Genomic DNA, 25,038 nt, shown 5'->3' with positions numbered 1-25,038 from the left:
GCAATCGTTAAGGAAACGCATCGGCGGCGCCCCCCGTCCCGATCCGCCGCGGGCGGGCCGCATCGGTCTCGACGGCCCGGCCGCTTCGGCGAACGCGGCTCAGCCGCGCCCGCCGCGATGCAGGACGAGCCGCGGCCGGCCGACGGCCCCCGGATCGTTGGCGGGCCGGGGCGGCAGGCCGGACGGCGCCTCGCTCCCGGAGAGGATCCGAAGCGAGACCGTGCGCAGCCCCGCGAGCGGCCGCAGGCCGAGCCAGGCGGGCGCCGTGCGGGCCGAGAGGGCGCCGATCACCCGCGCCTGGGTCTTGCCGCGGTGGCGCAGGGGCAGGAGCAGGAGTTCGAGATCGACCTCCTCGCCCTCCCGCGTCACCCCCACGAGGCCGACCACGACGCCGACCGTCTCCTGGACCACCACCTCGATCAGCCGCCAGGGGTCGGCGGCGGGGCTCTCGCCCCACAGCGTCCCGAAATCGCGGCCCCGCAGCTCGCCCCCGAACAGGGCGCAGAGGCGGGTGCCGGCGAGCCGGATCACCGCGCTGCGCTGCACCGGCTCCACTTCCAGGATCAGGCTGTCGGCCAGGATGTGGCGGATCTCGCCCGGCTCGATCTCTCCGCGCTCCGGCGCGGCCCGCGCGCCGCGCAGGCTGTTCCAGTAGGCATGGAGCATGGCGCTGGTGGGGTGCTTCATGGCGTCTCTTCGTGGCACAGGCCCACGCGGCCCTGGCGGTTTGGTCCGGTCCGATCCGGAGCAGCGAGCTGATGCCCGCCCTTTCCTGATTCGATGCAGCAGACCCTATGCCGAACCGGACCGGCGGGAACGGGCAAGGTTTGCTTAAGGTTAACGGTGGCATCCGGTGCCGCGCGATCCGCCGCGCCACAATTTTGACGCGTCCGACCGTCCGGGGGCTGGCGCGAGAGCCCCAACCGCTCTACAGAATGGGTCATCAAGGGGCGGGGGCCACCGGCCCGCGTCGTCACGGTCCAGACGCCGTCCGCGGCGGGTCACAAACCCGACGCGGTCGCTCCGATCAAGGGAGAGCGGCAACGCTCTCCCTTCTTTTTTGCCCGCAGGTTCCGCCGTCCTGCCGGTGCGCACCCTTGCGGATCCGGCCGGGCGCCCCTCATGGTGGCGGCATGGATGCCACCCCCGATCTCCCGCGACCGCCCCGCGTGCCGGTCTTCAACATGCCGGCCGTCGTCACGGTCTCGGTCGGCCTTCTGGTGCTGATCCACCTCGTGCGCACCCTGGTGCCGGACGTGTGGGACATCACGCTCCTCCTCGACCTCGCCCTCGTGCCGGCGCGCTGGACCGCCGCCCTCGATCCCGGCCGGGCGGATGAGATCCTGCGCGCGGCCGCGGCGTGGCCCGGCAGCGCGCTGGAGGTGGAGGCGCGCACCGCCTTCGCGAACTACCTCCTGGCCGACCCTTCGGCGATGCCCTGGACCTTCGCCAGCTACGGGCTCCTGCACGGCTCCTGGGCGCACGTGATCCTCAACGTCCTGTGGCTCGCCGCCTTCGGCACGCCGGTGGCCCGGCGCTGCGGGACGTGGCGCTTCGCGCTCATCGGGCTCGTCTCGACGGTGGCGGGCGGCGCGCTCCACGTCGCCATCGATCCCTTGAGCACCCTGCCGCTCGTCGGGGCCTCCGCGGGGGTCTCGGGCCTGATGGCGGCGGCGACGCGCTTCGTGTTCCAGCCCGCGCCGGAGCCGGGGCTGCAGCCCGGCCTGCTGCCCTGGCAGCGCCCGGTCCCGGCCCGGCTGCAGACGATCCCCGAATTGCTGCGCAACCGCGCCGCGGCGATCTTCCTCGGCATCTGGCTCGTCACGAACCTGCTGTTCGGCCTCGCCGCGGTGCCGCTCGGCGTCAGCGACGCCGGCATCGCCTGGGACGCGCATCTCGGCGGCTTCCTGGCGGGGTTCCTGCTCCTGCCGCTCCTCGACCGCCCGGAGAGGTCCTGACTCTTTTCCCGCGGCTCGACGTTAAGTCCGACTTGCCAGCGATTCGCAGGAATCCCACACTCGGTCCAACGGATGGACGGACACGGCTTTTCGGGCCGCACACGACGGCGTCCACGGCCGCGTCCACGAACCGGGAGGAAGACGATGACCGTTGCGCGTATCCTGGCTCAGAAGGGTCGCACCGTCGTGACCGTGCAGCCCCACCGCACCCTGTCCGAGGCGGCGGCCCTGCTCGCCGAGAAGGGCATCGGCGCCCTCGTGGTGAGCGATGCCGGCTCCTCCGTGCTCGGCATCCTGTCGGAGCGCGACATCATCCGGGCGGTGGCCCGGGGCGGAGCCGCGGCGCTCGAGGCTCCGGTCTCGCGCCACATGACCGGCCGGGTGGTCAGCTGCACCCGCGGCACCGCCATTGAGGAGATCATGGAGCTGATGACCGACGGGCGCTTCCGCCACGTGCCGGTGGTCGAGGACGGACACCTCGTCGGCCTCGTGTCGATCGGCGACGTGGTCAAGCACCGCATCGCCTCGGTGGAGGCCGAGCAGCAGGCCCTGCGCGAGTACATCGCCACGGCCTGACGCGGCCCAGAGGGCCGCACGCCCAGAGGGCCGCACGCCCAGAGGGCCGCACGCCCGGCCGCTCACGCCGGCAGGGCGGCCGCGGCCACGACCTCGCGGATCTCGGGCAGCATCCGGCGCGCGGCCTGCCGCCCGAGTTCGATGCACTCCTCCGCCCGGTGGAACTCGAACAGGCCCATCTGGGCGAGCTTCGGGTTGATCATCACGTCGGGCGGGTCCCCCGCGAGGCGCGAGCGCGAGATGCGGTCCTGCGTGATGTTGAAGGCATCGACCATCACGCTGGCGATGCCGCCCGGCATCCCGGGCTCGGGGCGGGGCTTGGGCGCCCGGGTCGGCCGCAGCCGCCAGCGGCGCGGCGCCTCCTCGGCGGGCAGGATCTCGGCGGGTTCCTCCGCGGCCTCGGCCATCGCCGCCTCGCCATGCGCCTGGATGACCGTGCCGCGCACGCGGATGTCGCCGTTGAGGTTGACGCACAGCACCACGTCCGCGCCGAGGGCGCGCGCCACCGTCACCGGCACCGGGTTGACCAGCGCGCCGTCCATCAGCCAGCGGCCCCCGATCTTCACCGGGTCGAAGATGCCCGGCAGCGCGTAGGAGGCCCGCACCGCCTCGACCACGCCGCCCTTGGTGAGCCAGATCTCGTGCCCGGTGCCGAGTTCGGTCGCCACCGTCGCGAAGGTGACCGGCAGGGCCTCGATCCGCAGGTCGCCGAGGTCCCGTTCGAGCAGCCGGCGCAGCCGCTCTCCCGCGATCAGCCCCGAGCCGCTGAGGTGGAAGTCGAGCAGCCCCATCACCCGGCGCTTGGTCAGCGACCGGGCGAACTCCTCCAGTTCGTCGAGCTTGCCCGCCGCGTAGCAGGCGCCCACCGCCGCGCCGATGGAGCAGCCGGCCACCACGTCGATGGTGAGCCCGGCCTCGTGCAGGGCCTGGATGGCGCCGATGTGGGACCAGCCCCGGGCCGCGCCCCCGCCCAGCGCAAGGCCGAGCTTGGGCCGCCGGAGGCCGCGCTTGGGTGCAGAGCGGTGCGGCGTGGCCGACACGCCGATGTCGCCGCCGCCCTCGACACCCTCCGACAGGCGGCGGGTCGGCAGCCCCGAGAACAGACTGATGCCGTCCCACATCATGACGCTCTACTCCCTGAGGCCCGCTTGCCCTGCGGATCCCGTGCCAATCGCTTTGGCTCAAGCGGCTGACCTCCGACGCAGTGTGCGCCGGACAGATCAAGCGATCGTCAACGGTTCAGGTTTCATCACGGATGCGTGGATGGTCGGGGTGGATCCGCCGGGACGAGGCGGACCGCGCCCGTGCCCGGATCGGCCGCGACCGTCCGGTAGAAGCAGGAGCGGCGCCCGGTGTGGCAGCAGCCGCCGTCGCCGCCGACCCGCACGCGCAGCAGGAGCGCGTCCTGGTCGCAATCGACCCGCATCTCCACCACGGTCTGGATCTGCCCGCTGGTGGCGCCCTTGTGCCAGAGTTCGCCGCGCGAGCGCGACCAGTACCACGCCTCGCCGGTCTCGATCGTGCGGGCGAGGGCGTCGCGGTTCATGTGGGCGAGCATCAGGATCTCGCCGGTCACGGCATCGACCGCGAGCGCCGTGACGAGCCCGTCCGCCCCGAAGCGCGGCGTGAAGGCCGCGCCCTCCTCGACCTCGGCGCGGGTCCCGGGCGGGGGGAAGCCGGAGGCCGCCATCAGCGCTGGTCGCGCACCAGGGTCAGGAAGCGCACCTGCTCGTGCGGGTCCTGCTTGAACACGCCGGTGAACTGCGTGGTGAGGGTCGAGACGCCGGCCTTCTGCACGCCCCGCATCGCCATGCAGAGATGCTCGGCCTCCACCATCACGGCGACGCCGCGGGGATTGAGCACCGCGTCGATCGTCTCGGCGATCTGGGCCGTCATGGTCTCCTGGGTCTGCAGGCGGCGCGCATAGGCGTCCACCACGCGGGCGAGCTTGGAGAGCCCGACCACGCCCTTGCGGGGATAATAGGCGATGTGCGCCCGCCCGATGAACGGCACCATGTGGTGCTCGCAATGGGAGTGGAACGGGATGTCGCGCACCAGCACGATGTCGGAATAGCCCTCGACCTCCTCGAACACCCGGTCGAGGATGCCGGTGGGGTCCTGGCGGTAGCCGCCGAAGATCTGCTCGTAGGCGCGCGCCACGCGCTGGGGCGTCTCGCGCAGGCCCTCGCGGTCCGGGTCGTCGCCCGCCCAGCGCAGGAGGGTGCGCACGGCGGCCTCGGCCTCCTGGCGGGTCGGACGGTCGGTGACGCGCTCCGGGCGGGCCGCGTCGCTGCGCTTGTCGGCAACCTCCGGCATCCGGACCGACAAGGACTTCAGCACCGCATCCATGAGGCCTCCCGCCCGCCACCCTGCGGGCCCATCCGTCGCGCCGCCCGGATTCCCGCTCCCCCGCGGCGCGTGGGGGCATCTCGCGGACCGGCGCAGGCCCGCCTATATCGGGGGTAACGCCCCGGCGCGCAATGCGTCCGGCGGGACCCGGTCCACCATGAGGCGGGACGCGCGCCCACGTCCAGCAGGTCCTAAGTCCAGCACTCCACAAGTCCAGCAATTCACGAGGCCGCATCCCCGGCCCTCGCCCCGGGCGGGGCACCACCGGCCTCCCGGCCCCACGGATCGAACCGCGATGCTCGACGACATCTACAACCGGCGCATCCTCGAACTCGCCGCCGACATCCCGCGCCTCGGCCGCCTGCCGGCGCCGCAGGCGAGCGCGAGCAAGCACTCGAAGCTGTGCGGCTCGACCGTGACGGTGGATCTGACGACCGAGGACGGCCGGGTCACGGATTTCGCCCACGACGTGAAGGCCTGCGCGCTCGGCCAGGCCTCGTCGTCCCTGATGGCCCGCCACGTGGTCGGCGCCAGCGCGGAGGAGCTGCGGGCGCTGCGCGAGCGGGTGCGGCGCATGCTCAAGGAGGGCGGCCCCGCCCCGGACGGCCGCTTCGCCGATTTCGCGGTGCTGGAACCGGTCCGGGACTTCAAGGCGCGGCACGCCTCGACGCTGCTCACCTTCGACGCGGTGGTGGACGCCCTCGACCAGATCGCCGCCCGGACCGCCGGAACGCGCGCACCCGCGGAAGCCGGCGCGTGAGCCTGCCGCGCCGCGCCGCGCGGCTCCCGCGCCGCGCCGCGCAGCTCCCGCGCTGCGCCGCGCATGGGGCGATCCGCTTCTACCAGCTCACCCTGTCGAGCCTCGTCGGGCGCCAGTGCCGCCACTGGCCCTCCTGCTCGGCCTACACGGACGAGGCGATCCAGCGTCACGGCCTGTGGGCCGGCGGCTGGATGGGGTTTTCCCGGATCTGCCGCTGCGGCCCGTTCGGCACGCACGGCATCGACCTCGTGCCCGAGCGGCTCCCGGCGGGCGCGGCGTGGCATCGCCCCTGGGCCTACGGGCGCTGGCGCGGGGTCAACGCGCCGCCCTCGCCCTTCGTGGCGGAGGAGGCGGAGCCGCCCCGCGCCTGACCGCGCCGCCGGACCGGCCCCGCGGCGCGGCCGCCGCGCCCCTGTCATTTCCCGCTCCGGCTGCTATGAGGGCGGCCCCATCCCATCCCGCTTACCTGCACGGTGCGCAGGAGTGAGCCGCAGGAGCCTCCATGCCGATCCTGACATTCCCCGACGGCGCCACCCGCGCCTACGACGCCGCGGTGACCGGCCGCGCGGTGGTCGAGGGCATCGCCAAGTCGCTGGCCAAGCGCACGGTGGCGATGGCGCTCGACGGCACCGTGCACGACCTCGACGACACGATCGCTCACGATGCCCGCATCGAGTTCCTCGACCGCACCGACCCGCGGGCGCTGGAGCTGATCCGCCACGATTGCGCGCACGTGCTGGCCGAGGCCGTGCAGTCCCTGTGGCCGGAGACCCAGGTCACGATCGGCCCGGTGATCGAGAACGGCTTCTACTACGACTTCCACCGCGAGACCCCGTTCTCGCCCGACGACTTCCCGGCGATCGAGGCGCGCATGCGCGAGATCATCGCGCGCGACGCCCCCTTCACCAAGGAGGTCTGGGCGCGCGACGACGTGCGCCGGCTCTTCGCCGACAAGGGCGAGAGCTTCAAGGTCGAGCTCGTGGACGCGATCCCCCCGGGCGAGGACCTGAAGCTCTACCGGCAGGGCGAGTGGTTCGACCTCTGCCGCGGGCCGCACATGACCTCGACGGGCAAGGTCGGCACCGCCTTCAAGCTGATGAAGGTGGCGGGCGCCTACTGGCGGGGCGATTCCTCCAAGCCGATGCTGAGCCGCATCTACGGCACGGCCTGGGCGAGCCAAGCGGATCTCGACGCCTACCTGCATCGGCTGGAGGAGGCCGAGCGGCGCGACCACCGCCGGCTCGGCCGCGAGATGGACCTGTTCCACTTCCAGGAGGAGGGGCCGGGCGTCGTCTTCTGGCACCCGAAGGGCTGGACCCTGTTCCAGGCCCTCATCGCCTACATGCGCCGGCGCCTGAAGGGCGACTACGCCGAGGTCAACGCGCCCCAGATCCTCGACAAGGCCCTGTGGGAGACCTCGGGCCACTGGGACTGGTACCGCGAGAACATGTTCGTCACGAAAACCGAGGACGAGCGCGTCTTCGCGATCAAGCCGATGAACTGCCCGGGCCACGTGCAGATCTTCAAGCACGGGCTGAAATCCTACCGCGACCTGCCGCTGCGGCTGGCCGAGTTCGGCTCGGTCTCGCGCTACGAGCCCTCGGGCGCCCTGCACGGGCTGATGCGGGTGCGCGCCTTCACGCAGGACGACGCCCACGTCTTCTGCACCGAGGACCAGCTCGCCGCCGAGTGCCTGAAGATCAACGACCTGATCCTCTCCACCTACGCCGATTTCGGCTTCGACGAGATCGTCGTGAAGCTCTCAACGCGCCCTGAGAAGCGGGTCGGCTCGGACGCGCTCTGGGACCATGCCGAGGAGGTGATGACCCGGGTGCTGGCCCAGATCGAGGAGCAATCGGCCGGGCGGATCAGGACCGCGATCAACCCGGGCGAGGGGGCGTTCTACGGCCCCAAGTTCGAATACGTGCTGCGCGACGCGATCGGCCGCGACTGGCAATGCGGCACCACGCAGGTGGACTTCAACCTGCCGGAGCGGTTCGGCGCGTTCTACGTCGATGCGGACGGGCAGAAGAAGACGCCCGTGATGGTCCACCGCGCCATCTGCGGCTCGATGGAGCGCTTCACCGGCATCCTGATCGAGCATTTCGCCGGGCATTTCCCGCTCTGGCTCGCGCCCGTGCAGGTGGTGGTGGCGACGATCACCAGCGACGCCGACCCCTACGCCCGCCGCGTGCAGGCGGCGGCCGAGGCGGCGGGGCTGCGCGCCGACCTCGACCTGCGCAACGAGAAGATCAACTACAAGGTCCGCGAGCACTCGCACGCCAAGGTGCCGGTGATGCTGGTGGTGGGCCGGCGCGAGGGCGAGGAGCAGACGGTCTCGATCCGCCGCCTCGGCAGCCAGCAGACCCGCACGGCGCCGCTCGCCCAGGCGCTCGCCGACCTCGTCGCCGAGGCGACCTTCCCGGATCTCCGCCGGACAGAGGCCGTCGCCGACAGCCTGCCGAGCGAGGGGGTGGCCCTCGATTCGCATCACGGGGTGGCGGCGGTGCCCTGAGGCATCGTCGGCGGCCGGCTCAAGTGCCGGCCGCTCGCGCGGTTGGTCCGGCGCTCCCGACCTGCAATGACTTGACCCTGGAACAGCCAATGAGGACTGGGTCTCAGGCCCCCCGGCTCACCGCCACCGAGAGGCGACGGTTCAGCGCCGCGAAGGCCGCCTCGAAGCGGTCGAGCCGCGCCTCCCGGTCGAGGGCAACCAGGTCCTCCACCGCCTCGGGCGGCCACCCGAGGCGGCCTGCCAGATCCGCGCGGGAGATCCCGGACTCCTTCAGGACGGCGTACAGCAGAACCTTCAGCGATGTAACGAGAGGCAATCGGACGGATGCGGAGCGCGCATCGGGTGTGACCGGAGCCTGACCCGGGAGCGGCACATCGCGGTCGTCATCGATCAGGCCCGCGATCCAAGTCTCGATGGCATCGCGGGCCTGGGCGACGGCCTCCATCTCGTCGGCGCCATACGTCACCACGCCGGGGAGATCGGGGCATGTGACCAGCAGCGTGTCGTTGTCGTCGGGTTCCAGGACGATCCGGTACGCCAGCATCACTTCAGCCCCAAATCCTTCAGGATGCGGTTCACGAGCCCCGTGCCGAGTTCCTTTCGGCTCCCATGCATCGGCAGCTCGGTCCGGCGATCCCCTCGCTTGACGATCAGGTGCCCGGACCCGCCGCGCTTCGCCTCGAAGGTGCAGCCCTGTGGAGCCAGCATCTTCCTGAGTTCCTGCGCATTCGTGCCCTCTTAATCTGCATCCCCCAGAGGAAGGCAAGACCGACCATCCCGCTCACCCTTCCATCGCCCGCGCCAGCACCCCGAAGACCCGCGGTTCCGCGCATTGCGCCACGTTGAAGCGCAGGTGGCGCCCGGCGCTCTGGGACAGGCTGAAGACGTTGCCGGGCGCCAGCACCACGTCCTCGGCGAGCGCCCGGCGGGCGACCGCGGCGGCGTCGAGGCCCTCGGGGAGGGCGGCCCAGAGGAAGAGGCCGCCGCGGGGCATCAGCCAGGGGACGAGGCCGAGCGCACCGAGGCGCTGCGCGGTCAGGCCCATCGCGTCGGCGAGCCGGGCGCGCAGGGCATCGAGGTGGCGCCGGTAGTGGCCATCCGCCAGGACGGCGTGGACCAGGGACGCCGAGAGCCGGCCGCTGCCGAAGGAGGTGGCGAGCTTGAGGTCGACGAGGCGGTCGACCCAGTCGGGCCGCACCGCGATGTGGCCGCAGCGGATCGCCGCCGAGAGCGTCTTGGAGAAACTGCCGATGCGGATCACCCGGTCGAGCCCGTCGAGGGCGGCGAGCCGCGGCGAGGGCGCGGGCTCGAAATCGTCGAACAGGGCGTCCTCGACGATGAGCGCGTCGTGCGCCGCGGCGAGCCGCAGCACCCGGTGGGCGCTGGCCGCGCTCATCGTGGCGCCGGTCGGGTTCTGGAGGGCCGAGTTGGTGAGGTAGAGGCGCGGCCGGTGGGCGGCGAGCGCCGCCGCGAAGGCGTCGAGATCCGGCCCCGCCGGCGTCCAGGGCACGCCCACCACCCGCGCCCGGTGCGCCTGGAGCAGGGCGCGGAAGTTGAAGTAGCAGGGGTCGTCCACCAGTACGGCGTCGCCCGGCTCCAGCAGCAGGCGGGCGATCAGGTCGAGGGCCTGCGTGGCCGAATCGGTGAGGATGATCTGCCCGGGCTCGGCCGGGATGCCCTGCTCGCCGAGCCGGCGGGCGAGGCGGGCGCGCAGGGGCGCGTGGCCGAGGGGTTCGTCGTAGTCGAGGAGGTCCGCGGCCTCGTCCCGGGCGAGCGCCCGCAGGCCGCGGCGCAGGCCCGCGTCGGGCATCCAGGACGGCGGCAGCCAGCCGCAGCCGGGCTTGAGCACGCCCGGCGCCGCCTCCAGGGTCTGGCGCGTGACCCAGAGCGGGTCCACCGCCCGGTCGAGCCGCGGGCCGATCGCCGCGAGGGTGAGGGGCCGGGTCGCCCCGGCGACGTAGAAGCCCGAGCCCGGCCGCGAGACGATGGCGCCCTCCGCCACGAGCCGGTCGTAGGCCTCCACCACGGTGGATTTCGACACCCGCATCGCTGCCGCGAAGCCGCGCACCGAGGGAAGCCGCGCCCCCGGTACGAGCGCCCGGGCGGCGATGCGCTCGCGGATCGCCGCGGCCACCGCCGCCACACGGGTGAGGTCTTGGGCGGGATCCGGGCCCGGCGCTCGGCTCGTTCCTGGGGCAAGATCGGGCGCGGCGCGCATCCGTACTGGTCTCCGGGTCCGGACAGTTCGACGCAACCGTACCGCCTGCGTGCCTGTCGCGACAGGGGGTTGGGCGGCATGGTCCCGGCCCGTGAACGGGAGGACGGCATGCAGGGGCTGGCAGTGGCAGGAATGCGGGCGGGCGGGCGCGGGCGGCGGGCGCTCGCGGACGGGCTCCTCGGCGTGCTGATCTTCTCCGGGTCGCTGCCCGCCACCCGGGTGGCGGTGGCGGATCTCGACCCGCTCTTCCTCACGCTGGCGCGCGCCGCCATCGCCGGGCTCGCCGCGCTGGCGCTGCTGGCGCTGCTGCGCCAGCCCCGGCCGGAGCGGGGCGATCTCGCCGGTCTGGCGCTGGTGGCCCTCGGGGTCGTGGTCGGCTGGCCGCTCTGCACGGCCTTCGCCCTGCAGGAGGTCACGGCCGCGCACGCCACCGTGACGGTGGCGTGCCTGCCGCTCGCCACCGCGCTGTTCGCGGTGCTGCGCGGGAGCGAGCGGCCGCGCCCGGCCTTCTGGCTGTTCGCGGGCGCGGGCAGCGCGCTCGTCGCCGGCGTGGCGCTGCGCCACGGGGGCGGGGCGCTGTCGCGGGGCGACGGGTGGCTCCTCCTCGGCGTCGCCCTGTGCGCCCTCGGCTACGCGGAGGGCGCGCGGCTCGCGCGGCGGCTCGGGGGCTGGCAGGTGATCGCCTGGGCGCTGGTGCTGTCGCTGCCGCTGATGCTGCCGGCCGCAGTCGCGACCCGGCCCGCCTCCTGGGCGGGGGTGGGGCTGCCGGCCCTGGCCGGTCTGGCCTACGTGTCGCTGTTCAGCATGCTGATCGGGTTCGTGTTCTGGTACCGCGCCCTCGCGCGGGGCGGCATCGCGGCGGTGGGGCAGGTGCAGCTGCTCCAGCCCTTCGCCAGCCTCGTCCTCGCCGGGCTGGTGCTGGGCGAGCCGGTCGATGCGGGCCTCGTGGTCGCCTGCGCGGCGGTGGTGGCGACGGTCGCGGCGGCGCGGCGCTACGCGTGATACCCCATCCGCTTGATCCCTTCGGGATGGCGGATGTGGGCTTCGCTCAGTCGCGTGGAGCCTTGGGCTCCACTGCGCGGGCTTGCTGATGCCGTCTCCGCGTTGATCAAGCGGAGACAGTATCAGCCGTCGGCGTCCCCCCGCTCACGGATCCTTGGCGATCGCCTCGATGTCGCGGTCGAGGCCGCTCTCGACCTTGAAGTCCTGGGTGTAGACCTTGCCGTCGTGGCGGGCGATGAGCTGGTACTCGCCCTCGGCGAGCGTGACCTGCGGGAAGGCGCCGATCGCCTCGCGGATGGTGTCGCCGCCCGGCGTCAGCACCGTGAAGGAGGTGCCGGCGAAGGCCTCCGTGCCGGGGGCGGCCACGAGCTTCAGGGTGACGGTGGCGGCGCGGTGGTTGAGGGTCGCGTCGGTGATGCGCCCGTTCTCGACCTTGAGGTCGGCGCGCTGGATCGCGTTCGAATCGCCCCAGGTCGAGACCACGTGGTAGGTGCCCTCGGGCAGCCGCACGAGGTCGCCGGCCCGCAGGCCGTCGCGCACGAGCCGGCCCTCCGGGTTGTTGCCGATCGGCACGAAGACCGCGAAGGCGAGCTGGTTGCCGGGGATGCGCACGTCGCCGACCGCGCCCGCGAGCCGCAGCGCCCCCGCATTCACGGTGATCCGCTCGGCGAGGCCCGCGGGCGCGAGCGCCACGCGCTTCGAGGTGCTGACGAAGCCGTAGGTGACGTTGGCGAGGTAGGTGCCGGGGGGCAGCCGGAAGGTCGGCTGGGCCTCGTCGGAGCGGGCGAGGATGGCGGGGCGGCCGGCCTCGGTGCGGTCCTCGTAGATGCGCCACGTCAGGCCGCCGCGGATCGGCTTCGCCTCGCTGGTGAGGACGGCGCCGAGCGTCAGGGGCGCGGTCTCGGGCGTCGCCGGGACGGGGGGCGGCAGGGGGGTGCGGATCCCGGAGGGCGCCGGGCCGCGCGGAACGAGATCCGGGACGTCCTGCGCGCGCGCCGGCAGCGCCGCCAGCAGCGCGAGCAGCAGCCCCTCACCGCACCGCCGTCGCACCCGCCTCATCGCCGTCCCTCTCCAGGAGCTCGCCCGCCGCCGCCATCAGGTTGTCCACCGAGAGGGGCCGGAAGCGGAATTCCACCACGTGCCGGCCGGCCGGCACCTCGACGCCCCGGAACAGGAGGTTGGTGCGCAGGATGGGGCGCCGGGCGCCGTCCACCCGCGCCTCCCAGCCCGGATAGTAGAGGTCGTGCAGCACCAGCACGCCGTCGCGGTCGGTGTCGACCTCCACCGTGACGACATTGCGGCGATAGGCCAGGATGGTCGCGGTGCCGCGGGCCGGTCCTTGCGTCCCCGCGTAGGTGCCCTTCACCTTCGGCAGGCTCTCCTGGTCGACGAGGGCGGTGTCGTCGCTCTCGAAGTCCGGGAGCTCGTCCTGCGAGAGCACGCTCTCGGATTCCACCGGCACGAGGCGGGAGGCGAGATAGGCGCGGGGCTTGGCCGGATCGAGGCGGTAGATCCACATCTGGCCCGAGCCGTAGAGGAGCTGCGCCCCGGTGAGCTGGGGGAAGTGGCGCGGCAGGCGCTCCGCCGGGCGGTCGAGGACGAGGTATTCGAGGCCGAGCAGGCTCGCGAGCCGCGAGCGGTAGCCGCGGAACAGGCCCGGGAACTGGCGCAGGTTCGGGTCGGCGGCGTTCTCGCCCGGCCCCACCGCGCGCTCGTAATCCGAGAGCCGCAGCGGGTTGTAGCCGATCGTGTCCTCCAGCCCCAGCACCATCGAGGCGTTCTGCCACGCCCCGCCGAGGCCGAGGATCTCCACCCGCGGGTGCTCCCCCCGGGCGTGGCGCGCGTCGAGTTCGGTCTTGAGCAGGTTGAGGCCCTGGAGCTGCTCGGGCGGGAGCTGGTGGAACACGGCGTAGCGCCCGGCGGGCTCGGCGTTGAGCGAGGAGCCGGCGTTGCGCCAGATCAGCTCCGCGCCGGTCCCGGCGACGAGGAGCGCGGCCGCGAGTGCACGGCGGCGGGGCGCGCGCAGCAGCAGCACGGCCGCGAGCGCGAGGCCGGCCCCCGCCGCGACGTCGCGCAGGGCCTCGACTCCGCGGCCGGCGGGCAGCGCGAACGCGAAGGCGCCCGCCAGCGCCCAGGCGACGAACCCGAGCGCCAGGAGCGGCAGGGCGAGGCGCCAGCCGCGGGGGAGCGCGGGCGCCCCGTCGCGCACGAAGCGGTGGACGAGATAGCCGGTCGCGACGGCGAGCCCGATATTGACCAGGAAGGTGGCGTCGGCGGGCCGGCGGTAGAGATCGATGCCCGGGACGTGGTCGAAGAGCAGCGGGAAGACCGGGGTGTAGCGGCCGAGCGCGTACAGGAGCGCGCCCGCGAGCAGGAGGGCGAAGAAGCGGATCTCGCGCGCGAACAGCCGCCCGCCCGCGAGGCCGTGCCAGAGCACCAGCAGCGCCGGCAGCGTGCCGGCAAACAGGTAGTTGATCGCCCGGTCGGTCCAGGTGCCGCCGATCAGCGACTGCCAGTCCGGGCCCCAGTAATCGTAGGTCCAGCGCAGCGAGCCGAACACGTCCGCGAACAGCCCGGTGGCGAGGCTCTCGGGCGGCAGCGAGCCCATGGCGGCGACGCCGTAGCCGAAGGACGGCCGGGTCGAGGTCATCAGGAACTGCATGGTGAGGAGCGAGGGCACGGCGAGCAGCGCGCCGCCCGCGAGCGCCATCGCGGCAAGGAGCCCGAGCCGCGCGCGCAGATAGGCCAGCGGCCGCGGGTCGCTCGCCGCCGCATGCAGCGCGCAGGCGATGAGCGCCACCCCGCACAGGAACGCCACCTGGTCGCGCCCGACCGTCATCAGCGCCGCGACGGCCGCGAAGCCGAGCCCGAAGGCATAGGAACGGCGCGCCAGCGCCTCCTCCAGCAGCCAGAGGGCGAGGGGGAAGTAGCCGTAGGACAGGATCATGCCCGTGTGCTGCAGCCGGGCCGAGGCCGAGCCGCCGAGCACGAACACCATCGCGGCCACGACCGCGCCGGCCGGGTGCCAGCCGCGGCGGCGGAAGAGCGGCAGCATCGCCACCGCGCCGGGCAGCAGATGGGCGAAGACCACCGCGTCGAACAGCTCCATCGAGGGCGACGGGACCGCCCAGGCGAAGAGCAGCATGGTGGGGGTGAACAGGAGCGATTGCGGGTCGGCGACGGAGGGATGGCCGGCGAAGTGGTAGGGATTCCACAGCGGCAATTCGCCGTTCGCCAGCGCGGCGCCGAGATAGCGCAGCATCGGGTAGAAGTGATTCTTGGAATCCCACGGCACCACCGACCCGGTGAGCGGCCAGACCGCCGCCGCCGCGGCCCAGAACAGCAGCACCGCGCCGAGCGCGAGAAGAAAGCTCCGCCCGGTCCAGTCGCTGGCGGTCGGCGGGTCGGGCAGGCGCATGATCGGCGTTCGTCCAGAGGGATGGGCGCAGTTGCAAAGCCGGCGCCGCGGCGCCTATCTGGGCGGCGCAAGGCCCCCGGTCGCGCTTAACCTTGAATCGATCGCACTGAAAGCCAGATGAACGACACTCTCGTGCTCCTGCGCACCCGCCGCTCGGTGGCGCCCGCCCAGCTGACCGGCCCCGGCCCGACGCCGGAGGAGGTGGAGACGCTGCTCACGATCGCCGCCCGGGTGCCCGACCACGGCAAGCTCGCGCCCTGGCGCTTCATCGTGATCGAGGGCGAGGGGGCGGCGCGCATCGGCGCGGTGATCGCCGCGGCCTACGCCGCCGACCATCCGGAGGCGGACGAGGCCCGCCTCGCCCTCGAGCGCAACCGCCTCGCCCAGGCGCCCCTCGTGGTCGCGGTGGTGTCGCGGGCCGGCCCCCACGTGAAGATCCCCGAATGGGAGCAGGTGCTCTCGGCGGGGGCGGCGGCCATGACCCTGTGCGTCGCCGCCAACGCGATGGGCTTCCGCACCGCCTGGCTGACCGAGTGGATGGCCTACGACCGGCGCATCCTCGACGCGCTCGGCCTGACGCCCGGGGAGCGGCTCGCCGGCTTCGTGCATGTGGGCCGCGCCGCGCAGACGCCCCCCGACCGGCCCCGGCCGGAGCTGTCGGCGGTGGTGACGCGGTTCTGACGGCCGCGCGCCCGACGTGATAGGCTGCCCCAAGGAGCCCGCATGCACTACGATCCCGAGACCCGCACGCTGCCGCACAACCCGTTCAAGGCGCTGGTGGCGCCGCGGCCGATCGGCTGGATCAGCGCGCTCGACGCGCAGGGGCGGCTCAACCTCTCGCCCTACTCGTTCTTCAACGGCGTCGCCGACAATCCCGAGATGGTGATGTTCTCCTCCCTCGGGCGCAAGGACGCGCTCGCCTTCGCGGAGGAGGGGGGCGAGTTCGTGTGCAGCTTCGCGAGCCTCGACCTGAAGGACGCGATGAACGCCACCTCCGCGCCGCTGCCGCGGGGCGAGAGCGAGTTCGCCGTCGCGGGCCTCACGCCCGCGCCCTCGCGCAAGGTGCGCCCGCCCCGGGTGGCGGAATCGCCCGCCGCCATCGAGTGCCGCTGGCTCCAGACCATCCCGCTCGTGCCGCTCGGCGGGGGGGAGGCGACCTACTTCATGGTCGTGGGCCAAGTGGTCTCGATCTACATCGACGACCGCTTCGTGACGCCGGAGGGGCGCGTCGACACCGGCGCCATGCGGCCGCTGATGCGCGGCGGCTACTTCGACTACTTCGCGGTGGACGCGCAGGCGCGCTTCGAGATGCGCCGGCCGGCGGGCGGGGGCGACACGCCGCGCGGCTGAGCGGCCGGGCCTGCTTGCGGCCGGACCTTGGCGGCCGGGCGGACCCGGCGCTGGCGCGCGGGACGATCGCGCGCCATTCGACTTCAGGCTTCCTTTACCATGATCCCCGCATCGTGACCCCAGGACATCCGGCGCGCGCGTCGCGCAGCCGGTCCCCGGGTCACCATGTTCCTCTTCACGACCTCCCCCGCCCCCCGCGACGCGACTCGCAGCCCGACGGCCGCCGCGAGCCCGGTGGTGGAGGCGATCCGCCAGGGGGCGGAGAAGACCGGCACCGGCTTCGACTACCTGCTCGCCACCGCCCGGCGCGAGTCGAGCCTCGACCCGGGCGCCAAGGCGGCGACCTCCTCGGCGACCGGCCTGTTTCAGTTCATCGAGCAGACCTGGCTCGGCATCCTCAAGCAGGACGGGCCGTCGCTGGGCCTGGGCGCCTACGCGGAGGCGATCACCGCCAAGCCCCAGGGCGGCTACACGGTGAGCGACCCGTCGGCCCGGCAGGCGATCCTCGACCTGCGCCGTGACCCCGAGACCTCCGCGGCGATGGCGGGCGCGCTCACGCGGCGCAACCGCGACGCGCTCAGTGCCGAACTCGGGCGCGAGCCGACGCGCGGCGACCTCTACGCCGCCCATGTGCTCGGCGCGCGGGGCGCCGCGGCGCTGATCCGCGCGGCGCAGTTCACGCCCGCGCGGCCGGCCGCCGCCGATCTTCCCGAGGCGGCGGCCGCGAACCGCAGCCTGTTCTACGACAAGGCCGGCCGGCCCCGCGGCGCGGCCGACCTCTACGCGCATCTCTCGGCCAGCCAGTCCGGCCCGCCGCCCGCCGCCGCGGCCGGGTTGTCCGCCGTCGCGGCCGGGTCGCCGGCCGCCGAGGCCCCCACCGCCTTCGCGCCGGAGGCCGGGACGGGCCTGCGCTCCCTGTTCCAGACCGATGCCCGCCGCGGCCCGGTCTCGGAGGGGGTGGCGCGGCTGTGGCAGACCCGCAGCCCCGAGACCGCCGCCGCGCCGAGCTACTTCCCGCGCTCGGACGGGTCCGCCGGAGGCGAGGGGACGGCCGCGACCGCCGCGGCGCCCAAGCCTGCAGCCTCCGAGACCGCCGCGCCGCTCGTCGGCGCGCCGCTCCCGCCCGCCCGCCCGCCCGAATTCGGCGGGCTTCCGTCGCCCGCCCTCGCCCGCGCGGGACGCCCCTGATGCCTCCCGCAGCCCCGGACCCGCGCCGATGACGATCCGCCAGTTCCTGCTCTGGACGCAGCACGACTCCGCCGGCCGGCGGGCGGAGGCCGCCTCGGCGCTGGCCCGGGCCTACCTGTATGGCGGCCTCGACCCGGAGGCGCGCTGGGAGGCCAAGACCGCCGTGACGGCGCTCCTCGACGATGCCTCGCCGCTGGTGCGCCGCGCCCTGGCGGAGGCCTTCGCCAACGCCGCCGGCGCCCCCCGCCCGGTGGTGGTGGCGCTCGCCCAGGACGTGCCGGAGATCGCCGCCCTGGTGCTGGCGCGCTCCCCCGTCCTCTCGGATGCCGACCTCGTGGATTGCGCGGCGATCGGCGAGGAGCCGGCCCGGCTCGCCGTCGCGGGCCGGCCGAGCCTGTCGCCGATGGTCTGCGGCGCGCTCGCGGAGATCGCCGGCCCGGCGGCCCTGCGGGCGCTCGCGGCGAATCCGGGCGCCGCGATCACGCTAGGGAGCCTGATGCGCATGGTCGAGCGCCACGGCGGCGACGGCGCCCTCCGGGAGGCGCTGCTGGCGCGGCCGGACCTGCCGCTCGACGTGCGCCAGGCGGTGACGGCCGAACTCGCCCGCTCGCTCTCGGCCTTCGTGGTCGGCTGCGGCTGGCTCAGCGCGGAGCGCGGCGAGCGGGTGGCCCGCGAGGCGCGCGAGCGCACCACGCTCGGCCTCGCCGAGGGCGCGGCCCAGGAGGAGCGGCGGCGCCTCGTCGCGTATCTGCGCCGGCACGGGCAGCTCACCGCCGGGCTGATCCTGCGGGCCATGCTGTCGCGGCAGATGGCCTTCACGGAGACGGCCTTCGCGGATCTGAGCGGGTTGCCCGGCGAGCGGGTGGCCGCGCTCCTGCACGACGGGCGCGGCCAGGGCTTCCCGGCCCTCTACCGCCGCGCCGGCCTGCCGGCGGCGCTCGAACCCGCCTTCGCGGCGGCGATGAGCGCGTGGCGCGAGGAGGCGGACGGGCTCGCGGCCGAGGCCGGCCCGGCCCTGTCGCGCCGGATGATCGAGCGGGCCGCCACCGCCTGCGCCGGCCTGCCCTTCGCCGAGAGCCACGCCATCGTCGCCCTGCTCAACCGCTTCGAGGCCGAGGCCGCCCGCGACGAGGCCCGCCTCGTCGCCCGCACGCTGGCGGACGAGGCCGCGGTGGCGGCGGTGCTCGAGTCCATCCCGGCCGCCCTGATCGAGAGCTACCGCCAGGACCGGATCCGGATCGCCGCGTGAGCCGCGGCGCGGGCCGGCCGCCCTCCGTCTCCGGCGCCGCCTCGCATCAGCTCATCCCGGCCGGATTCGCCTGGGCCGCGCCGCCGGGACGGCCTGCCGGCTCGGCATTGTCCCGGATGCGAACCGACGTCAGCACGCCCAGCGCGGCGAGGAGCAGGGCCGCGGCCGCCGCGACCGCCGGGTCGCCGCGTTCGAGATTGCCCACCACCACGCCCACCAGCGCCCAGCTGATGGTCAGGGCATACGGCAGGGCCCCGCGGGTGAGCCGGATCATCACCGCCGCCGTCAGGCCGGCACCGGCCAGGAAGGCGAGCGCCTGCAGCGTGCGGGTCGGACGGTCGGCGAGGTTCCACTCCGCCAGAACGACCGACCAGTTGGCGAAGATCGCGACCGTGACCCAGGCCGCCAGCATGCCGATGCCGCCTCCGACCGTCCAGCGGTCGGCCCCCTGCAGCGCCGGCTCGCCGCCGAACACGCGGAGGGCGGCCGCCAGCATGGTGACGAAGGTGACGAGGAAGACGAGGCCGGTGAGGACCAGGGGAAACTGGAGCTGCGCCAGGACGCTCCAGACGGCGTTGGCCGCGAAGGCGGCGGCCGTGAGCCAGCCGATGCGGCGGAACACGGGATCGGCCGCCCGCGACGGCCTGGCCTGCTCGACGGCGTAGACGAGGCAGAACAGGAAGATCGCGCTCCAGATGGCGAAGGTATAGCCGGCCGGGACGACGGGCGTCTTGATCACTTGGTAGGGCGCGTCCACGGTCCGCCCGAGGAGACCCGCGTAGCCGAGCGCCGGAACGGCGGCTTGCGCGAGGGCGGCAGCGAGGTTGGCGATGCGACGGATCAGGGACATGACGGTGGCACCTCCATATCTTAGTCTGATCCGTATAAAATAAGACGAGGCAGGGAGGCAAGCGCGTGACCCGGTCCCGCGGCGCCCGGAACCGCGACTACGAGGAGCAGCGCCTCGCGCTGGCCGTGCGCCTGCGCGAGCGCCTCGGCAATGCCGGAGGGGCGCAGCCGTCCCTCGCCGACCTCGCCAAGGCGGCGGGGGTCAGCGTGGCGACGCTGCGCCACTATTTCGGCGACCGCGACGGCCTCGTCGCGGCCGTCCTGGAACTGCACGGCGCCCAGGGCACGGAGCATCTCGCCGTCCTGCGGCAGCCGTCCGGCCCCTTCGCCGCGTCGGTGGGCGACGCGGCCGCCTATCTGGCGCTCGGGCTGTCGCAGCCGGTCGTGAGGGAGCTGCACGCCCTGGGCCTGAGCGAAGGGCTGGGTCATCCCCGGTCGGGTCCCGCCTACCTCGCGCACACGCTCGAACCGCTGGTTCAGGCGCTGGAGGACCGCTTCCGGGCCCATATCGCGGCCGGGGAGATGCGGGACGCCGACCCGCGCGCCGCCGCGCTGGCGCTGGCCGCTCCCCTGCTGCTCGCCCACCTGCATCAGGACCGGCTCGGCGGGACGACGGTCCGCCCCCTCGACCTCGACCGGTTCCGGGCCGAGCACGTCGAGGCTTTCGTGCGGGCCTACGGGCGCTGAACCGGCCGCCCGGGCCTCGCCGCAGCGCGCGGGGTCCTCAGCGGGCGAGGATGCGGGCCGCCTGCTTGGTCGCCGTCACCGCGTCCGAGACGTCCGTCACGGCGCGCGAGATCGCCTGGACGTTCTCGGCGATGGCCGCGACCGCGCCGGCCGCCTCCTGCATGCTCACCGACATGTCGCGCGTGACGGCGCTCTGCTCCTCCACGGCGGCGGCCGTGCTGGTGACGTACTGGAGCATGGTTCCGACCGAGCCCTGAATCGCATCGAGCGCGCCCACGACCTCCTGGGAGACCGCCTGCAGGCCGGTGATCTCGGACGAGATCTGCTCGGTGGCGCGCGAGGCTTGGTTGGCGAGCTGCTTCACCTCGCTCGCCACCACGGCGAAGCCGCGGCCCGCCTCGCCGGCCCGCGCCGCCTCGATCGTCGCGTTGAGCGCCAGCAGGTTGATCTGGCCGGCGATGGTCTGGATCAGGCCGACGATGCTGCCCATCGCATCGGCCGCGCGGGAGAGGTGCTGCGTGTGCGCGCCGGCGGTGCGCACCTGCCCGTTCGCCTGATCGGTCACGGCCCGGGCCTTGCTCATGCTCTCCGAGATCTCGGCCACCGAGGCCGCCAGCTCCTCGGACGCGGCCGCCATCGTCTGCACGTTGCCGGCGGTGCCGCCCGCCGCCCGCGCCGCCCGGCCCGCCTCGTCGGTCGAGCGCAGGATCGCGCCGTCGATCTCGCCGAAATTCTGCTCGATCAGCCGCTCGAGGTTCGCCAGGAGGGCGACCTGGGCGGTGATGTCTGTGGCGAACTTCACGACCTTGTAGGGCCGGCCGCTCGCATCGAGGATCGGATTGTAGGTGGCCTCGATCCAGATCTCCCGGCCGCCCTTGCCCAGGCGGCGGAACTGCCCGGCCTGGAACTCGCCCCGCCGCAGCCGCTCCCAGAAGGCGGCGTAATCGGGGCTGGCCTGCTGGGCGGGATCCACGAACAGGCTGTGGTGCCGCCCGACGATCTCGGACCGCGCGTAGCCGACGGCGGCGAGGAAGATGTCGTTGGCGTCGAGCACCGTGCCGTCGAGGTCGAAGGCGATCACCGCCTGCGCCTTCCAGAGCGCCGCGATCTGGCCCGCGCGGTCGGCATCCTCCCGCTTCTGCCGCGTGATGTCGGTGGCGACCTTCACGACCTTGTAGGGCCGGCCGGCGCGATCGAGGATCGGGTTGTAGGAGGCTTCGATCCAGATCTCCCGGTCGCCCTTCCCGAGCCGCCTGTACTGCGCGGATTGATGCTGGCCGCGCGCGAGCGAGGCCCAGAACTCCGCGTAGTCCCCGCTGTCCTTGTACGACGGCTCGACGAACAGGCTGTGGTGGCGGCCCTGTATCTCCGGCAGCGTGTATCCGACGGCGTCGAGGAAGTTCCGGTTGGCCGTGAGGATCGTCCCCGACACGTCGAACTCGATGATGGCCTGCGACCTGTCCAGAGCCGCGAGCTTGGCATCCGCCTCGGAGGCAGCCTTGATGAATGGACCGAACATGATCTGCCCCCGACGGGCCTGCCGCCACGCACCCGTCCAAATGACGTCCGGAGTCGCGCACACGGCATCACCGCGCCACCGCTCGGAGGTAAAAGTGGCGGCATAATCCTAACTTTTAGCAAATGAGATCGCCGGGGTATCGACTGAGCGATTCCTGATCGTAAACGCATCCCCGCACCCCGGGCGTGCCGCGGATGGCATGATGTACCCTGGGTCATTGATCAAACGACCTGATCCACGGCAGATCCTGAAGAGCCCGCTGGGGTTCATCTCGAGCCGGAGGCGGCGCCCGCACCCTGCGCGGCCCGCACCCGCAGGTGCGACATCACGCGAGACAGCGCCGACGCGGCGATCCCCGCGGATGCCCACCGGCCCGAGCCGAGCGCTCCACCCTTGCGCTTGACCGACGCTGCCCCTGCGGCCTCGCGGGCACGATCATCGCCCGTCGCGTCGCCCGCGCCGACACACGTCCTGCGGCTGAGCTCCATCAGATGGCCGCGGCCTTCTGCGTCCTCGCGCCCCCTCGTCACGAGATCATCTTCGCCGCCCGCCCGATCGCCACGTCGATGATCTCGAAAGCTTGATCGATGACACAAGGAACGTTGTCGGCTTCCCTTCCTCCCTCAAGACATTTGTCGACTTTCCTGTATATCGCCCAGCGCAATTTGGCGAGCAGATCGGGGTCGTCGGCCTGATGATGCGTGCAGGCAAACGCCAAGACGTGCTCCAGGGCCTGACCGATCAGTATCGCGACCTGCGCCTGCTGCTCAGCCGAGAGGGGATGGATATCTATCCCTGCATCGAGCGCCGCAAGATTCAAATTACCGGGCATCGATTTTTATTCTCCGAATTTGGCTTTAAATCTAGAGAGTTAGGTATTTAAAATCTGTTTAAGCAACATTCTACAGCGCTCGTCCGGAGGGCATATCGCTTATGGCTTAGTCCGGATCACAGCCCCGACGGAGGGATCGCGCAGCACTTTGCCCGCTCCGCCGGAGAGCGCGGCCGATCTGCGCGGCCGGCAGTCGAACAGCGCGCGATGCATGGCGCGTGCGCCCCGAAGGGACCGCGGCGCGGGCGCAGCGCGGCCGGACGGCGCTCCTCAGCCGAACTGCTCGCGCAGGATGCGCTCGTCCATGCTGTGGCCGGGGTCGTGCAGCATCACGAGGTCGGTCGAGCGGTCGAGCTGGGTCTCCACCCGGGCGACCCGGCGGAATTCGGTGTGGTCGGCCACCGCCGCGACGGGGCGGAACTCGGGGTCCTTCACCTCGATGCGGATGCGGGCGTGGTTGGGCAGGAGCACGCTCGCCTGGCGGCGGGGACGGAAGGCCGAGATCGGGGTGAGGGCGATGAGCTGGGCCGAGATCGGCAGGATCGGGCCGCCGACCGAGAAATTGTAGGCGGTCGATCCGACCGGGGTCGCCGCCAGCACCCCGTCGGCGATGAGTTCGGGCAGCCGGACCTGCCCGTCGATGGAGATTTTCAGCTTCGCGGTCTGGTGGGTCTGGCGCAGCATGTAGACCTCGTTCACCGCCCGCGCGGTGTGGGTGAGGCCGAGCACGTCGGTGGCCACCATCAGGAGCGGGTGGACGATGCTGCGCTGGGCCTGTTCGAGGCGATCCGGCAGGTCGTCGAGGTGGAACTCGTTCATCAGGAAGCCGACCGTGCCGCGGTTCATGCCGTAGATCGGCTTGGCCGTCCCCATGAAGCGGTGGAGGGCCTGCAGCATCAGGCCGTCGCCGCCCAAACCCACCACCACGTCCGCCTCCTCGGGCGGCACGTGGTCGTAGCGCTGCATCAGGAGGGCGGCGGCCTCGCGCGCGTCGGTGGTGGGGCTCGCGATGAAGGCGATCCGGTTGAAGCGCCGCGCCATGCCCGTCCTGCCCCGCTTGACGCCGCAGCGCCCCGTCCCCCAGGTCGGGGGATCGGACGCCCTCACCGGAGACGCATAGCATGGAGCGCGGGCTTCTCGTCTACACGACCTTTCCGGACGCCGAGACCGCGCTCGCGGTCGGCGAGGCGCTGGTGCGCGAGGGGCTCGCCGCCTGCGTCAACGTCCTGCCCGGGATGCGCTCGGTCTACGCCTGGAAGGGCGCGGTCGAGCGCGGGGAGGAGGTGGTGGCGATCCTCAAGAGCCGCGAGGGGCTGGCGGAGGCCTTGAGCCACGCCCTCAAGGCCCGCCACCCCTACGAGACGCCGATCGTGCTGCACTGGCCCGTCGGCGCCGAGGCCGGCACGGCGGCATGGCTCCTGGCCGAGACGTCCTTGGCCGAGACGTCCCTGGCCGAGACGGGCGGGGAACCGCCCGGCACCGGGAGCGCCTGAACCCGTGCCTCCCGGCCCGGACGCTCAGGCCGGGCCGACGCCCCATTGCAGCGGCACCAGCTCGTAGCCGTTGCCCGCCTTGGCGATGTGCCCGGCGGCCGGGAAGGGGGCGTGGTAGAAGGCGACCGGCAGGCGCTCGACGGCGGCCATCTCCAGCATCCGGCGGCGGGTCGCCCGCGCCTGGTCGGCATCCATGTCGAACACCGCCGACCAGTCGGGGTTGCGCACGAACAGGGCCGGGTGGTTGGTGACGTCGGACATCACCACCAGCTTGCGCGCGCCGGTGCCGGCCAGGAAGGCGGTGTGGCCCGGCGTGTGGCCGGGGGCCTCCAGGCTGGTGAGGCCCGGCACGATCTCCTTGCCCCAGCCGTAGCGCTCGACCTTGAGGTCGGTGCCGCCGAAGACGCGCTTGACCGCCCCGAGGGTCCCCTTCAGGGCCTCGGGCGGGTTGGCCATCCGGGTCTCGTCCATCCAGAACGCCGCCTCGGGCTCGGGGATCAGCACCTGCGCGTTCGGGTAGGTGGGCGAGCCGTCCTTGCGGCGCAGGCCCTGGATGTGGTCGGGGTGGAAGTGGCTGATCACTACCGCGTCGACGCGCGCCGGCTCGACCCCGGCCGCCGCGAGGCCCCGCAGCGTGCCTCCGGTGGTGGGCGGGCCGTTGTCGGCAAAGCCCGTATCGATCAGGACGTTGCGGCCGCCGAGGGTCAGGAGCAGCGTCGTGAAGGTGATCGGCAGCTGCTCCTTGGGCAGGAAGGCGCGCTCCATCGCCGCCTGCACGTCGGGCAGCGGCGCGTTGCGCACGAAGCTCGCGTCGAGGGGGCGGGCGGCCATGCCCTCGTGCAGGGCCGTCACGGTCGCATCGCCCACCGCGTAGCGGTAGACCGACGGCAGCGCCGCGGCGGGGGCGGGGGCCTGCGCGGCGGCGGGGCCGCCTGACAGGCCGGCGGCGCCCGCGGCGACGGGACCGGCGGCGAGAACGGTGCGGCGGGTCATCGACATGGTCTCAATCCCAGGAAGGGCGCCCCGAGGCGGGCGCGCAAGACGAGCGCCGCCCCGCAGGTAGGTCAGGCGGGCC

At 73.2% G+C, this 25,038-nt stretch carries 25 protein-coding genes and 1 pseudogene; 12 read left to right on the top strand and 14 right to left on the bottom strand.

Translation table 11 applies throughout. The features are described from left to right. Nucleotides 1-99 precede the first annotated feature (99 nt). Entirely contained in the window at nt 100-687 is a 588-nt protein-coding gene (locus tag MFF61_RS22120; RefSeq protein WP_238238744.1) for a PAS domain-containing protein, read from the bottom strand. 446 nt (nt 688-1,133) lie between these two features. On the opposite strand from MFF61_RS22120, the gene MFF61_RS22115 reads away from it, so the two are divergent. After that, nucleotides 1,134-1,958 (top strand): rhomboid family intramembrane serine protease, encoded by an 825-nt coding sequence (locus MFF61_RS22115; RefSeq protein ID WP_238238741.1) that lies wholly within the window; start codon nt 1,134-1,136, stop codon nt 1,956-1,958. 144 nt (nt 1,959-2,102) lie between these two features. Further along, nucleotides 2,103-2,534, top strand: coding sequence for a CBS domain-containing protein (locus MFF61_RS22110; RefSeq protein WP_238238739.1), 432 nt, complete (start codon nt 2,103-2,105; stop codon nt 2,532-2,534). Nucleotides 2,535-2,596: 62 nt separating this feature from the next. On the opposite strand, the gene MFF61_RS22105 is transcribed toward MFF61_RS22110, so the two are convergent. The 3 genes from MFF61_RS22105 to folE form a co-directional block, all read right to left on the bottom strand. Next, complete coding sequence (locus MFF61_RS22105) at nt 2,597-3,658, bottom strand: patatin-like phospholipase family protein (RefSeq protein ID WP_238238736.1); 1,062 nt, start codon at nt 3,656-3,658, stop codon at nt 2,597-2,599. 125 nt (nt 3,659-3,783) lie between these two features. Further along, a complete protein-coding gene (gene hisI, locus MFF61_RS22100) occupies nt 3,784-4,224 on the bottom strand; it encodes a phosphoribosyl-AMP cyclohydrolase (protein WP_238238734.1) in 441 nt (146 codons plus the stop codon). Further along, on the bottom strand, nt 4,224-4,883 hold the full coding sequence (gene folE, locus MFF61_RS22095) for a GTP cyclohydrolase I FolE (RefSeq protein WP_238238732.1): 660 nt from the start codon (nt 4,881-4,883) through the stop codon (nt 4,224-4,226). The genes hisI and folE overlap by 1 nt, the downstream gene beginning before the upstream one ends. A 295-nt stretch (nt 4,884-5,178) precedes the next feature. Here folE and MFF61_RS22090 point away from each other — a divergent pair, with 295 nt between their 5' ends. The 3 genes from MFF61_RS22090 (at nt 5,179) to thrS (ending at nt 8,158) form a co-directional block, all read left to right on the top strand. Beyond that, nucleotides 5,179-5,643, top strand: coding sequence for an iron-sulfur cluster assembly scaffold protein (locus MFF61_RS22090; RefSeq protein WP_238238730.1), 465 nt, complete (start codon nt 5,179-5,181; stop codon nt 5,641-5,643). 2 nt (nt 5,644-5,645) lie between these two features. Next, nucleotides 5,646-6,014, top strand: coding sequence for a membrane protein insertion efficiency factor YidD (gene yidD / locus MFF61_RS22085; protein WP_238238804.1), 369 nt, complete (start codon nt 5,646-5,648; stop codon nt 6,012-6,014). Between the two features lie 131 nt (nt 6,015-6,145). After that, on the top strand, nt 6,146-8,158 hold the full coding sequence (gene thrS, locus MFF61_RS22080) for a threonine--tRNA ligase (protein ID WP_238238727.1): 2,013 nt from the start codon (nt 6,146-6,148) through the stop codon (nt 8,156-8,158). Nucleotides 8,159-8,261: 103 nt separating this feature from the next. Here the strand turns inward: thrS and MFF61_RS22075 are convergent, their stop codons facing one another. From MFF61_RS22075 to MFF61_RS22065, 3 genes and pseudogenes are all read right to left on the bottom strand, one after another. Then, complete coding sequence (locus MFF61_RS22075) at nt 8,262-8,702, bottom strand: type II toxin-antitoxin system HicB family antitoxin (RefSeq protein WP_238238802.1); 441 nt, start codon at nt 8,700-8,702, stop codon at nt 8,262-8,264. After that, nucleotides 8,702-8,887: pseudogene (locus tag MFF61_RS22070) on the bottom strand (type II toxin-antitoxin system HicA family toxin); the annotation flags it as partial. The gene MFF61_RS22075 and the pseudogene MFF61_RS22070, both read right to left, overlap by 1 nt. Nucleotides 8,888-8,939: 52 nt before the next feature. Beyond that, nucleotides 8,940-10,376, bottom strand: a complete 1,437-nt coding sequence (locus MFF61_RS22065; RefSeq protein WP_238238704.1) for an aminotransferase-like domain-containing protein — start codon at nt 10,374-10,376, stop codon at nt 8,940-8,942. Nucleotides 10,377-10,508: 132 nt separating this feature from the next. Between MFF61_RS22065 and MFF61_RS22060 the strand changes: the two genes are divergently transcribed. Continuing rightward, nucleotides 10,509-11,378 carry a DMT family transporter gene (locus MFF61_RS22060; protein ID WP_238238799.1) on the top strand — a complete coding sequence of 290 codons (870 nt, stop codon included), beginning with the start codon at nt 10,509-10,511 and terminating at the stop codon, nt 11,376-11,378. 144 nt (nt 11,379-11,522) lie between these two features. Here the strand turns inward: MFF61_RS22060 and MFF61_RS22055 are convergent, their stop codons facing one another. Continuing rightward, complete coding sequence (locus tag MFF61_RS22055; protein WP_238238702.1) at nt 11,523-12,437, bottom strand: RgsD C-terminal domain-containing protein; 915 nt, start codon at nt 12,435-12,437, stop codon at nt 11,523-11,525. Then, nucleotides 12,409-14,796 (bottom strand): YfhO family protein, encoded by a 2,388-nt coding sequence (locus MFF61_RS22050; RefSeq protein ID WP_238238700.1) that lies wholly within the window; start codon nt 14,794-14,796, stop codon nt 12,409-12,411. The genes MFF61_RS22055 and MFF61_RS22050 overlap by 29 nt, the downstream gene beginning before the upstream one ends. A 117-nt stretch (nt 14,797-14,913) precedes the next feature. On the opposite strand from MFF61_RS22050, the gene MFF61_RS22045 reads away from it, so the two are divergent. From MFF61_RS22045 to MFF61_RS22030, 4 genes are all read left to right on the top strand, one after another. Further along, nucleotides 14,914-15,477 (top strand): nitroreductase family protein, encoded by a 564-nt coding sequence (locus MFF61_RS22045; protein ID WP_238238689.1) that lies wholly within the window; start codon nt 14,914-14,916, stop codon nt 15,475-15,477. Between the two features lie 42 nt (nt 15,478-15,519). Beyond that, on the top strand, nt 15,520-16,146 hold the full coding sequence (locus MFF61_RS22040) for a flavin reductase family protein (protein ID WP_238238687.1): 627 nt from the start codon (nt 15,520-15,522) through the stop codon (nt 16,144-16,146). Nucleotides 16,147-16,311: 165 nt separating this feature from the next. Further along, on the top strand, nt 16,312-17,334 hold the full coding sequence (locus MFF61_RS22035) for a lytic transglycosylase domain-containing protein (RefSeq protein ID WP_238238685.1): 1,023 nt from the start codon (nt 16,312-16,314) through the stop codon (nt 17,332-17,334). Between the two features lie 28 nt (nt 17,335-17,362). Continuing rightward, nucleotides 17,363-18,583 (top strand): DUF2336 domain-containing protein, encoded by a 1,221-nt coding sequence (locus MFF61_RS22030; RefSeq protein ID WP_238238682.1) that lies wholly within the window; start codon nt 17,363-17,365, stop codon nt 18,581-18,583. Nucleotides 18,584-18,629: 46 nt separating this feature from the next. On the opposite strand, the gene MFF61_RS22025 is transcribed toward MFF61_RS22030, so the two are convergent. Continuing rightward, nucleotides 18,630-19,433, bottom strand: coding sequence for a TspO-related membrane protein (locus tag MFF61_RS22025; RefSeq protein WP_238238679.1), 804 nt, complete (start codon nt 19,431-19,433; stop codon nt 18,630-18,632). A 65-nt stretch (nt 19,434-19,498) separates the two neighbouring features. Here MFF61_RS22025 and MFF61_RS22020 point away from each other — a divergent pair, with 65 nt between their 5' ends. Beyond that, nucleotides 19,499-20,119, top strand: a complete 621-nt coding sequence (locus MFF61_RS22020; RefSeq protein WP_238238676.1) for a TetR/AcrR family transcriptional regulator — start codon at nt 19,499-19,501, stop codon at nt 20,117-20,119. 37 nt (nt 20,120-20,156) lie between these two features. On the opposite strand, the gene MFF61_RS22015 is transcribed toward MFF61_RS22020, so the two are convergent. The 3 genes from MFF61_RS22015 to MFF61_RS22005 all read right to left on the bottom strand — a co-directional run bounded on the left by MFF61_RS22015 (nt 20,157) and on the right by MFF61_RS22005 (nt 23,511). Beyond that, on the bottom strand, nt 20,157-21,638 hold the full coding sequence (locus MFF61_RS22015) for a methyl-accepting chemotaxis protein (protein ID WP_238238673.1): 1,482 nt from the start codon (nt 21,636-21,638) through the stop codon (nt 20,157-20,159). Between the two features lie 526 nt (nt 21,639-22,164). Beyond that, nucleotides 22,165-22,470 carry a hypothetical protein gene (locus MFF61_RS22010; RefSeq protein ID WP_238238670.1) on the bottom strand — a complete coding sequence of 102 codons (306 nt, stop codon included), beginning with the start codon at nt 22,468-22,470 and terminating at the stop codon, nt 22,165-22,167. 270 nt (nt 22,471-22,740) lie between these two features. Further along, nucleotides 22,741-23,511 carry an NAD kinase gene (locus tag MFF61_RS22005; RefSeq protein WP_238238667.1) on the bottom strand — a complete coding sequence of 257 codons (771 nt, stop codon included), beginning with the start codon at nt 23,509-23,511 and terminating at the stop codon, nt 22,741-22,743. A gap of 80 nt (nt 23,512-23,591) precedes the next feature. Between MFF61_RS22005 and cutA the strand changes: the two genes are divergently transcribed. Then, on the top strand, nt 23,592-23,963 hold the full coding sequence (gene cutA, locus MFF61_RS22000) for a divalent-cation tolerance protein CutA (RefSeq protein WP_238238665.1): 372 nt from the start codon (nt 23,592-23,594) through the stop codon (nt 23,961-23,963). Nucleotides 23,964-23,987: 24 nt separating this feature from the next. Here the strand turns inward: cutA and MFF61_RS21995 are convergent, their stop codons facing one another. After that, on the bottom strand, nt 23,988-24,962 hold the full coding sequence (locus MFF61_RS21995) for an MBL fold metallo-hydrolase (RefSeq protein ID WP_238238663.1): 975 nt from the start codon (nt 24,960-24,962) through the stop codon (nt 23,988-23,990). Between the last annotated feature and the right edge of the window lie 76 nt (nt 24,963-25,038).

Source organism: Methylobacterium isbiliense, from assembly GCF_022179325.1.
Taxonomy (GTDB): Bacteria; Pseudomonadota; Alphaproteobacteria; order Rhizobiales; family Beijerinckiaceae; genus Methylobacterium; species Methylobacterium isbiliense.
The sequence above is the reverse complement of the archived record's forward strand: the minus strand, read 5'-3'. Positions and strand labels throughout refer to the sequence as shown.

Excerpts from the sequence above, each read along its gene's own strand:
- MFF61_RS22050 (WP_238238700.1), bottom strand. The coding sequence starts at position 14,796 with ATGCGCCTGCCCGACCCGCCGACCGCCAGCGACTGGACCGGGCGGAGC.
- MFF61_RS22060 (WP_238238799.1), top strand. The coding sequence starts at position 10,509 with ATGCGGGCGGGCGGGCGCGGGCGGCGGGCGCTCGCGGACGGGCTCCTC.
- MFF61_RS22005 (WP_238238667.1), bottom strand. The coding sequence starts at position 23,511 with ATGGCGCGGCGCTTCAACCGGATCGCCTTCATCGCGAGCCCCACCACC.
- folE (WP_238238732.1), bottom strand. The coding sequence starts at position 4,883 with ATGGATGCGGTGCTGAAGTCCTTGTCGGTCCGGATGCCGGAGGTTGCC.
- thrS (WP_238238727.1), top strand. The coding sequence starts at position 6,146 with ATGCCGATCCTGACATTCCCCGACGGCGCCACCCGCGCCTACGACGCC.
- MFF61_RS22115 (WP_238238741.1), top strand. The coding sequence starts at position 1,134 with ATGGATGCCACCCCCGATCTCCCGCGACCGCCCCGCGTGCCGGTCTTC.
- MFF61_RS22025 (WP_238238679.1), bottom strand. The coding sequence starts at position 19,433 with ATGTCCCTGATCCGTCGCATCGCCAACCTCGCTGCCGCCCTCGCGCAA.
- MFF61_RS22035 (WP_238238685.1), top strand. The coding sequence starts at position 16,312 with ATGTTCCTCTTCACGACCTCCCCCGCCCCCCGCGACGCGACTCGCAGC.
- hisI (WP_238238734.1), bottom strand. The coding sequence starts at position 4,224 with ATGGCGGCCTCCGGCTTCCCCCCGCCCGGGACCCGCGCCGAGGTCGAG.
- MFF61_RS22015 (WP_238238673.1), bottom strand. The coding sequence starts at position 21,638 with ATGTTCGGTCCATTCATCAAGGCTGCCTCCGAGGCGGATGCCAAGCTC.
- MFF61_RS21995 (WP_238238663.1), bottom strand. The coding sequence starts at position 24,962 with ATGTCGATGACCCGCCGCACCGTTCTCGCCGCCGGTCCCGTCGCCGCG.
- MFF61_RS22120 (WP_238238744.1), bottom strand. The coding sequence starts at position 687 with ATGAAGCACCCCACCAGCGCCATGCTCCATGCCTACTGGAACAGCCTG.
- MFF61_RS22010 (WP_238238670.1), bottom strand. The coding sequence starts at position 22,470 with ATGCCCGGTAATTTGAATCTTGCGGCGCTCGATGCAGGGATAGATATC.
- MFF61_RS22075 (WP_238238802.1), bottom strand. The coding sequence starts at position 8,702 with ATGCTGGCGTACCGGATCGTCCTGGAACCCGACGACAACGACACGCTG.
- MFF61_RS22030 (WP_238238682.1), top strand. The coding sequence starts at position 17,363 with ATGACGATCCGCCAGTTCCTGCTCTGGACGCAGCACGACTCCGCCGGC.
- cutA (WP_238238665.1), top strand. The coding sequence starts at position 23,592 with ATGGAGCGCGGGCTTCTCGTCTACACGACCTTTCCGGACGCCGAGACC.
- MFF61_RS22065 (WP_238238704.1), bottom strand. The coding sequence starts at position 10,376 with ATGCGCGCCGCGCCCGATCTTGCCCCAGGAACGAGCCGAGCGCCGGGC.
- MFF61_RS22045 (WP_238238689.1), top strand. The coding sequence starts at position 14,914 with ATGAACGACACTCTCGTGCTCCTGCGCACCCGCCGCTCGGTGGCGCCC.
- MFF61_RS22055 (WP_238238702.1), bottom strand. The coding sequence starts at position 12,437 with ATGAGGCGGGTGCGACGGCGGTGCGGTGAGGGGCTGCTGCTCGCGCTG.
- MFF61_RS22090 (WP_238238730.1), top strand. The coding sequence starts at position 5,179 with ATGCTCGACGACATCTACAACCGGCGCATCCTCGAACTCGCCGCCGAC.
- MFF61_RS22105 (WP_238238736.1), bottom strand. The coding sequence starts at position 3,658 with ATGATGTGGGACGGCATCAGTCTGTTCTCGGGGCTGCCGACCCGCCGC.
- MFF61_RS22110 (WP_238238739.1), top strand. The coding sequence starts at position 2,103 with ATGACCGTTGCGCGTATCCTGGCTCAGAAGGGTCGCACCGTCGTGACC.
- MFF61_RS22040 (WP_238238687.1), top strand. The coding sequence starts at position 15,520 with ATGCACTACGATCCCGAGACCCGCACGCTGCCGCACAACCCGTTCAAG.